Source organism: uncultured Caballeronia sp., from assembly GCF_964243625.1.
Classification (GTDB): Bacteria; Pseudomonadota; Gammaproteobacteria; order Burkholderiales; family Burkholderiaceae; genus Caballeronia.
This window is the reverse complement of sequence record NZ_CAXTGZ010000233.1, coordinates 1-8,682: the sequence shown is the minus strand read 5'-3', so window position 1 is coordinate 8,682 and position 8,682 is coordinate 1. Positions and strand designations below refer to the sequence as shown.

Sequence of the window (8,682 nt, the reverse complement as noted above, 5' to 3'; positions counted from 1 at the left end):
TGTTTGCACAACCTTGCAAATGTTCTCCGAAGCGCAGGTGCTTACAACGCGATTGATCCCACGATTAGTCCTAGCCAAAAGCGGCGAAACGCGAGGCAAGCGGCGGCGCCATGCCACGCCACCGTTTTCGCACGCAGCATGCCTGCAGTTCAATGCCGGTCATTCCCCGGCCCATTCACCGCGAAGATCGCTGTCCTGCAGGAGTTCGAGCAGGGTTTCCGCCGGCCGGCTCAAATGCTTCGCCGCCAGCGCGATGAACTCGACTTCCGGCAATTCCGGCAACTCGGCACGATTGGTTGGGGGTGCGAGTCCCCTGCCCGAGAGAAAGTTCGAACGCACTGTCAGGCCCAGCCCGCCACGCGCGGCGGCAATGCATCCTGCATACGAGCTGCTCGTGCAGACCATTTGCCATTGGGCGCCCGCGGCCGCGAGCGCATCGAGCACCACGGCACGAGTGACGCTCGGCTCGGCGACGAGAATCAGCGGCAAGGGCTGCGCGAGATCCACTTCGGTGCCGGTCCGCGCAAGCCATTCCAATTTTCCTGAAAAGAGCGGTATGCCGCGCCGGTCGCCCAGCCGCCTTTTGCCGATCAGCAGATCGATCGCGCCTGCATCCAGGCGTTCGTAAAGCCGCCCCGTCATGCCAATGGTGATCTCCAGCTCGACATCGGGATGCGTGCGCCGGAACGCAGCGAGCACGCTCGGCAGCGGCCCGAGCGCCATATCGTCCGATGAACCCAGCCGCACGCGGCCACGCAACCGCGGCGAGCGGAATTGCGATTCGGCATGGGACATGGCCTCGAGGATCACGCGTGCGTGAACGAGCATCGCTTCGCCGTCGGCGGTGATCGCGAGCGAATGGGTATCGCGGACCAGCAGGCGGCGACCCACATGTTCCTCGAGACGCCGGATGTGCTCGCTGACGCTCGACTGCGTGAGACTGAGCTGACGGCCGGCGTCAGTGAAACTATGCGACGCGGCCACCGTCGCGAAGGTGTTCAGCCAGACAGGATTGAGCATGTGCCATTGTTATCGACTATTCCGATAGCAGTCAATGTTATCAGCGGGGTTCCCGATAACCGCGCATCGTCTTAAAATCTTCACATTGCACGGAATTCCGCGCTATAACGCTTCGTCAGTAAAAGAATGACCCCAAAGAACTCACACACGGCGCTTCTCTGGATCGTGGCCGTCGGCTTTTTCATGCAGGCCCTCGACACGACTATCGTCAATACGGCCCTGCCCTCCATTGCGCGAAGCCTGCACGCGCAACCGCTCGCCATGCAACCGATCGTGGTTGCATACACGCTGACCATGGCGTTGCTTACGCCTGCCTCCGGCTGGCTCGCCGACCGCTTCGGCACGCGGCGCGTCTATTTCGTCGCCATTCTCCTGTTCGTGATCGGATCGCTGTGCTGCGCGAACGCACAAACGCTGAACCAACTGATCGTGGCACGCGTGATCCAGGGTATCGGCGGTTCCATGCTGCTGCCTATCGGCCGGCTCGCCGTGCTTCGCAGCGTGACCGGCGAAGCATATGTTTCGGCGCTGGCGGTGATCTCCATTGCGGGCCAAGTCGGCCCGATTCTCGGCCCGACCCTGGGCGGCTGGTTCGTCGAATCTTTTTCGTGGCACTGGATCTTCCTGATTAACGTGCCGATCGGCGCAGTCGGTCTGCTCGCGGTGCAGCGTTTCCTGCCCGATGACGCCATCTCCGATGCCCCGCCTTTCGACTTCATCGGCGGCGCGATGTTGTCGCTCTGCATGGTCGCGTTTTCGATGGCGCTCGACAGCCCCGCGCAATCGCACAAGATATTGGTATCGGGCGGTTTGTTCGCGGTGTCCGCCATCGCCGCGCTCGCCTACATTCCGTACGCAAGGCGCCGTGCGAATCCGCTGTTCAACCTGTCCTTGTTCAGCGAACCGAATTTCAGCGTCGGGCTGATCGGCAACTTGCTGTGCCGGATTGGTTCGAGCGCCGTGCCGTTCCTGCTGCCGCTGCTCATGCAATTGCAGCTCGGTTATTCACCGCTGCATTCGGGCTTGATGATGCTGCCCGCCGCGTTCGCGGGGACGATCGCGAAGGGCTGGATCTCGCCGCTCGTCAAACGCTATGGCTACGACAACTTCCTGCTGTGGAACACGATCCTGGTCGGTGCATCGATAGTCGGCTTCGCGTCGTTCTCGGTGAGCACGCCGCTCGTGCTGGAAATTGCGATTCTCGCGGTGTTCGGCGCCTGTAATTCCATGCAGTTCGCCGCGATGAACAGCGTCACGCTCAAGGGACTTTCGATCAAGGATGCGGGCAGCGGCAACAGCCTCTTCTCGATGGTGCAGATGCTCGCGATCGGACTGGGTGTATCGATAGGCGGTGGCCTAGTGTCCGTTTTCTCGTCGAGCCTCGGCTCGGCCGCGCTGGCGTTTCGCATCGCGTTCGTGTGCGTGGGCCTGGTCACGCTCGCGTCGGCCATCGTGTTCCGGTTCCTCGATGCCGTCCCCCCACGTGCCTCGACCCAGCCCGCAACCTCATAGGCTTCGTCTGCAAGCATCGGCTGTAGCGTTTAAGCTTGCTTGATGTTCAACCTGGTCAATCGCTCGAGGAGTTCGCCTTGGAATATCGTAAGTTTGGGAAGACCGGCCTGACCGTTTCGCGCCTGTGTCTCGGCACCATGACCTTCGGCTTGCAGACCGAAGAAAACGTGTCGCGCAGGATCATGGACCGTGCGGCGGAAGCGGGCGTGAATTTCATCGATACCGCCGACGTCTATCCGCTCGGCGCCGACGAAACGCATGCGGGCCGCACGGAAGAGATCGTCGGCCGATGGCTCAAGGACACGCCGTCGCGCCGCAGCGAATTCATTCTCGCGACCAAGGCGGTCGGCAAGATGGGCCAGGCGGCATGGGATCAAGGCGCGTCGCGCAAGCACTTGCTGGATGCGATCGATGCATCGCTCAAACGGCTGAATACCGATTACGTCGACTTGTATCAGTTGCATAGCGACGACCGCGAGACGCCGCTCGACGAAACCCTCGAAGCGCTCGATACCATCGTGCGTCATGGCAAGGCGCGCTACATCGGCGTGTCGAATTTCCTGGCGTACCGGCTTGCGACCGCGCTCGGCCGCTCGGACTTCCTGCGCGTCGCGCGCTTCATCTCCGTCCAGCCGCGATACAACCTGCTGTTTCGCCAGATCGAGCGCGAGCTGCTGCCGCTTGCGACCGACGAACACCTCGCCGTGATTCCGTACAACCCGCTCGCCGGAGGCCTGCTGACCGGCAAGCACAAGCACGACGCCAAACCGTCCGATGGCCGTTTCACCGGGACGGTCGGCAAGGCCGGCGAGATGTATTCGCAGCGCTACTGGCACGAGCGCGAGTTCGAGACCATCGCGAAGCTGCAGCAGATCGTGAAGGAAACCGGCGAGTCACTGACAAAGACATCGGTGGCCTGGGTGCTGGCGAATCCCGCGATTACATCGGCGATCATTGGTGCGAGCAAACCCGAGCAACTCACCGACAGCCTGGCCGCCGTCGACCTGAAACTCGACGACGCGTTGAAAGCGAAGCTCGACGATGCAACGAAGGAATATCGCTGGGGCGATGCGGCCCGCTAGATTTGCGAAAGTGCCGGTTTCGGCCGGCACGGGCAGACCTAGTACCTCGTGATATCCCGTGGCTCGAACGTGCGCGACGGCCCGCGCTGTTTGGCCGTGGCGACCATTGCACGGCCGAGTTGCTGCGTCGTCGTGATCGCATTCGGAAACGAACGCCGCAACAGCGGAAATAACGGCCCCATGACGGAAATGACCGCCTGATACATCGGCGTCTTCGAACGGATGCCGTTCATCGGCTGGATCGCTCCGGGGCGGAACATATAGGCCGCCTTGAAGGGCATGCGCAAAAGCGCGTTCTCCGTGCGCCCCTTCACCCGCGCCCACATGCTGTTTCCGCGCTCGGTCGTGTCCGTGCCCGAGCCCGAGACATACGAGAACGTCATCCCGGGATTGATTCGCGACAAGACCCGCGCGATGCCGAACGTCAGGTCATATGTCAGATGCGCGTAGTCGGCCTCTTTCATTCTGAACGACGACACGCCGAGGCAGAAAAAGCAGGCGTCGAATCCAGTAAGCTGGTCCTCGATTGCGGAGAGATCGAAGAGATTGCCATGCACGATCTCGTTGAACTTCGGATCGAGTTGTTTCGTGGAACTGCGCCCGAGCGCGACCACGCGCTCGACATCCGGGTCGAGCAGACATTCCCGCAGCACGCCCTGCCCGACCATTCCGGTCGCGCCAAAAACGATGACTTTCATAGTTTCTCCGGCCTTTGGACGCCCGGCTTTGCGTCCCGCTTTGCGTCCCGCTTTATGTCCCGCTCTATGTCCCGCTCTATGTCCCGCTTCGGGCCCCATTCAGTGCCCGTGAGTTTCGCCGATACATCCCAGAGCTTCGCGCCGACAGCCGCATCCGTAGCCTGCGGGAAAATGCGCGCTTCCGATGGCGGCCCGATCATTTCCTGAAAACCCTTTGGCCCATAGTACGCGGCGCCGCGTGCTTCCGGTGCAGTGGCCGCAAGAAGCGTGGGCAAGGCGCCCTCCGCCGCGCTGTGGCTCAGGAACCGCGACATCACCCGACCGGCGAGCGCCAGCATGCCCGATGTTCCCGGTCCATTCGCAATCAGGTCCGTGCGTGCGAATCCCGGATGTGCAGCGTTGCTCATGAGGCCCCAGCCGTTTGCGTCGCTGCGCCGTTGCAACTCCAGCGCGAACATCAGCATGGCGAGTTTCGATTGCTCGTATGCGGGCCACGCTTTGTAGGCGCGCTCGCCCTGCAGGTTATCGAAGGCGATCTTGCCTCGCCTGTGCGCGATGCTGCTCAGGTTCACCACGCGCGGCGCGGCGCTCTTTTGCAGGAGCGGCAGCAACTGCGAAGTCAATGCAAAGTGACCGAGATAGTTCGTGCCGAACTGACGCTCGAAGCCATCGGCGGTTTTCTCGTGTTGCGGCAGCATCATCACGCCCGCATTGTTCACGAGGATATCGACGGGCGCGCCATCTGCGAGCAAGTGCTCCGAAGCGCGCGCGATTGACTTCAGACTCGCAAGATCGATCATCTCGAAGCTGACGCGCGCATTCGGCACTTCGTGGCGGATACGGTCAATTGCCGCCCGGCCCTTGGCCTCGTTGCGTCCCGTGAGAATCACCTCGGCGCCCGCTCGCGCCAGTTCCAGCGAGGTCTCGTAACCCAATCCACCCGTCGCGCCTGTCACGACAACGCGCTTGCCGGTTTGCGGCGGGATATCGGCAGTCGTCCATGTGCTCATTTGAATTCCTTTGGCATTTGATTGCGTGAGTAATCAGTCATTAAATCGGCGGCAAATTGGCTTGAATCAGGCGGACTTCAGGCTTTGTCGCGCGCGACGCCATTCCAGAACACGTCGAAGCCAATCTGCCGATACCGCCCTGCTTCATCGGGATACGCATTCATGAATCCCATCGTGGTCTCCGCCAGCGCCTTCATATTCGCCGCAATGAACTCGCACGGATAAGCCTGCAAGATCTCGGTCTTGATGCTGTGCAGCGCGAGCGCTTCGATTTCGGCAAATGGTTCGTACCCGACCGCCTTCGATTCCTCAGTGACAATATCCGCCACCGATAACTGGTCGAGCACATTCAACCGCTGCGGATTGGCCACACCCCAGTCCACGAAAGCGTTCCACAAGTATTCGAGCCTGTTGCGCACCGGCCCGCGCCGCGGGAACTGCGCCATCAGCGCGTCGGCGAGTTCGAGCTTGATCGACCGATACAACGCGTTGACCAGTTCGTCCTTCGTGCGGAAATAGGTGAACAGCGTCCCTTCGGCGACGCCCGCCTGCTTCGAGATGGCCGATGTAGGCGCGGCGGCAAGTCCGCGCTCGGCGAAGACCTGCTCGGCGGCAAGAAGAAGTGCGTTGCGTTTGTCGTCGCTTTTGGGTCGGGCCATCGAAGATCTTGCAGTTTAAATGAGTGAATACTCAATTATAACCAATTTTGAGATTGACGCAATATCGCTCCGGACGGGCCAAAACCCGCCCGTGCTAGCATCGGGCCGTCTTCTTGCTATAGGGCGCCGGCATGGGAGCTTGCCGCGCCTACGTCACGATTCCAGCTTCCCTCAAGGCATTTATGAACAACCACTCCGTACACCAAAAGTTTTTCCACATCCTGCTGTTCGTGGTTACCGTCGCGCTTTGCTGGATCCTGACGCCGTTCTTCGGCGCGATCTTCTGGGGGACGATTCTCGCCATCCTGTTCCAGCCGATGCAGCGCTACCTTGCCGCCAAATTCGGCAAGCGCCGCAATCTCGCTGCGTTTGCAACGCTCGGGCTGACCATCGTGATCGTGATCCTGCCGCTGTCGTTTGTCGCGGCCACGCTGGTCCAGGAAATCGGTCTCGCCTACACGCAGATCAAGTCGGGCCAGCCCAACTTCACGATGTACTTCCAGGAAGGCATCCACGCGCTGCCGAAGTCCGTGCAGACCTTGCTCGGCCGTTTTGGACTCACGGATATCCCGAGCATCCAGAAACGGCTGACCGATGGCGCCGCCGCGATCAGCCAGTTTGTCGCGACGCAAGCCCTCAGCATCGGACAAAACACATTCCAGTTCGTGATCAGCTTCGGTGTGATGCTGTACCTGGTGTTTTTCCTGTTGCGCGATGGCGGTGAAATCGGCCGGCGCATTCGCCGCGCATTGCCGCTCGATGAAGCGCCGAAGCAGCACCTGATCGCCAAATTCACAACGGTCGTACGCGCAACCGTGAAGGGCAATATCGCCGTTGCCGCAGCTCAGGGGTTTCTCGGCGGGATGATCTTCATGTTTCTCGGCATCCAGGGCTCGCTGCTCTGGGGCGTGCTGATGGCTTTCCTGTCGCTGCTTCCGGCCATTGGCGCCGCACTCGTCTGGGCGCCGGCGGCAGCGTATTTCCTGCTCACCGGCGACATCTGGAAAGGCGTGATCCTGATCGCGTTCTGCGTGGTCATCATCGGTCTGGTCGATAACATCCTGCGTCCGATTCTTGTTGGCAAGGACACGAAGATGCCGGACTGGGTCGTGCTGATTTCGACCTTGGGCGGGATGGGACTGTTCGGGATCAACGGCTTTGTGATCGGACCGCTGATCGCCGCGTTGTTCATGGCGGCCTGGGACCTGTTCACGCAGAACGAAGAAGGCCAGGCGGAAGGAACACGGACCATCGACAAGGTGTGAGTTTGCCTGCTGAATGAAAAACGGCTCGCTAATTGGATCAGCGAGCCGTTTTTTCCATGAGAACCCGTTCGACTCAGCGCCGCTCTGCCCCCGCGTACTTGCAGTCGAAGCGTTTTCTCACCGTGCCGTTTTCATCGACACTTTCCAGATACACATCGAACTGCCAAAGTCGAGCCATGTGCTTGAGCACTTCCTCGCTGTCGTTGGTGAGATGCCGGTTATCGGTCATGAAGTGGCGAAGCGTGAGGCTTCGGTCACCGCGCGTGTTCACCGAGTAGACCTGGATATTGGGCTCCCGGTGATGCATGTCGTATTGACGCGATAACGCTTGCCGCACGTACCTGTACCCGCTTTCGTCGTGAATCGCCGATACCTCCAGCGAGTCGCGCATGTCGTCATCGAGAATCGAGAACAGGCGCATTTCCCGGATCAGATGTGGTGACAAATACTGCGCGATAAAACTTTCGTCCTTGAAATTGCGCATGGCGTAGTGCAGTGCTTCCAGCCAGTCGCTGCCGGCAAGTTCCGGAAACCATTCCCGGTCTTCGTCCGTCGGGTTTTCGCAGATGCGGCGGATATCGCTCATCATGGAAAAGCCAAGCGCATACGGGTTGATGCCGCTGTAATACTGCTTGGTCACCGGCGGCTGATACACCACGTTGCTGTGCGAATGGAGGAACTCCATCATGAAGCCGTCCTCGAGCCGGCCTTCCGCATACAGCGTGTTGAGCAGCGTGTAATGCCAAAAGGTGGCCCAGCCTTCGTTCATGACCTGCGTTTGGCGCTGCGGATAGAAATACTGTCCCACCTTGCGCACGATGCGAATCACCTCGCGTTCCCAGGGTTCGAGCAAAGGCGCATTTTTCTCCGCGAAGTACAGCAGGTTTTCCTGCGGCTCCGGCGGATATCGGCTTTCGATCTCTTCGGTTGTCGTCGCCTTTTTATTGGGCAACGTGCGCCAGAGTTCATTCACCTGCGATTGCAGATACGCTTCGCGCTCACGTCGCGCAGCAGCTTCCTTCGCCAGCGACAACTTCTGCGGCCGCTTATACCGGTCCACCCCGTAATTCATCAGCGCATGACATGAGTCGAGCAACTCCTCGACGCGATCGATCCCGTGCCGCTCCTCGCACTCTGCGATGTAATTCTTCGCATAAACCAGGTAGTCGATGATCGCATGGGCATCTGTCCACAACTTGAACAGATAGTTGCCCTTGAAGAACGAGTTGTGCCCGTAAGCGGCATGCGCAATGACGAGCGCCTGCATCGTCATCGTGTTCTCTTCCATGAGGTACGCAATACATGGATTCGAATTGATGACGATCTCGTAAGCAAGGCCCATTTGCCCACGCCGGTAACTCTTTTCGGTCGACAAGAAGTGCTTGCCGAACGACCAGTGCCGATAATTCACCGGCATGCCCACCGACGCGTACGCA

At 60.2% G+C, this 8,682-nt stretch carries 8 protein-coding genes; 3 read left to right on the top strand and 5 right to left on the bottom strand.

Annotated features, from left to right (window positions below):
- Nucleotides 1-159: 159 nt before the first annotated feature.
- On the bottom strand, nucleotides 160-1,020 hold the full coding sequence (locus ACFFAR_RS16805) for a LysR substrate-binding domain-containing protein (RefSeq protein ID WP_174363234.1): 861 nt from the start codon (nucleotides 1,018-1,020) through the stop codon (nucleotides 160-162).
- 126 nt (nucleotides 1,021-1,146) lie between these two features.
- Here ACFFAR_RS16805 and ACFFAR_RS16800 point away from each other — a divergent pair, with 126 nt between their 5' ends.
- Both ACFFAR_RS16800 and ACFFAR_RS16795 read left to right on the top strand, forming a co-directional pair.
- The gene (locus ACFFAR_RS16800; protein WP_061999384.1) at nucleotides 1,147-2,532 is read left to right on the top strand and encodes a DHA2 family efflux MFS transporter permease subunit; all 1,386 of its coding nucleotides are present in this window, start codon (nucleotides 1,147-1,149) and stop codon (nucleotides 2,530-2,532) included.
- Between the two features lie 77 nt (nucleotides 2,533-2,609).
- Nucleotides 2,610-3,614 (top strand): aldo/keto reductase, encoded by a 1,005-nt coding sequence (locus tag ACFFAR_RS16795; RefSeq protein WP_174363233.1) that lies wholly within the window; start codon nucleotides 2,610-2,612, stop codon nucleotides 3,612-3,614.
- Between the two features lie 38 nt (nucleotides 3,615-3,652).
- Here ACFFAR_RS16795 and ACFFAR_RS16790 read toward each other — a convergent pair whose 3' ends face one another.
- From ACFFAR_RS16790 to ACFFAR_RS16780, 3 genes are all read right to left on the bottom strand, one after another.
- Nucleotides 3,653-4,312 carry an NAD-dependent epimerase/dehydratase family protein gene (locus ACFFAR_RS16790; protein ID WP_174363232.1) on the bottom strand — a complete coding sequence of 220 codons (660 nt, stop codon included), beginning with the start codon at nucleotides 4,310-4,312 and terminating at the stop codon, nucleotides 3,653-3,655.
- Nucleotides 4,309-5,322, bottom strand: coding sequence for an SDR family oxidoreductase (locus tag ACFFAR_RS16785; protein WP_174363231.1), 1,014 nt, complete (start codon nucleotides 5,320-5,322; stop codon nucleotides 4,309-4,311). The genes ACFFAR_RS16790 and ACFFAR_RS16785 overlap by 4 nt, the downstream gene beginning before the upstream one ends.
- 77 nt (nucleotides 5,323-5,399) lie before the next feature.
- Entirely contained in the window at nucleotides 5,400-5,981 is a 582-nt protein-coding gene (locus tag ACFFAR_RS16780; RefSeq protein ID WP_075359702.1) for a TetR/AcrR family transcriptional regulator, read from the bottom strand.
- A 182-nt stretch (nucleotides 5,982-6,163) separates the two neighbouring features.
- Here ACFFAR_RS16780 and ACFFAR_RS16775 point away from each other — a divergent pair, with 182 nt between their 5' ends.
- Complete coding sequence (locus tag ACFFAR_RS16775) at nucleotides 6,164-7,246, top strand: AI-2E family transporter (protein ID WP_061999380.1); 1,083 nt, start codon at nucleotides 6,164-6,166, stop codon at nucleotides 7,244-7,246.
- Between the two features lie 73 nt (nucleotides 7,247-7,319).
- Here ACFFAR_RS16775 and ACFFAR_RS16770 read toward each other — a convergent pair.
- Nucleotides 7,320-8,682, bottom strand: a 1,363-nt coding sequence (locus ACFFAR_RS16770; RefSeq protein WP_375508156.1) for a SpoVR family protein, incomplete at its 5' end; no start/stop codon positions are given.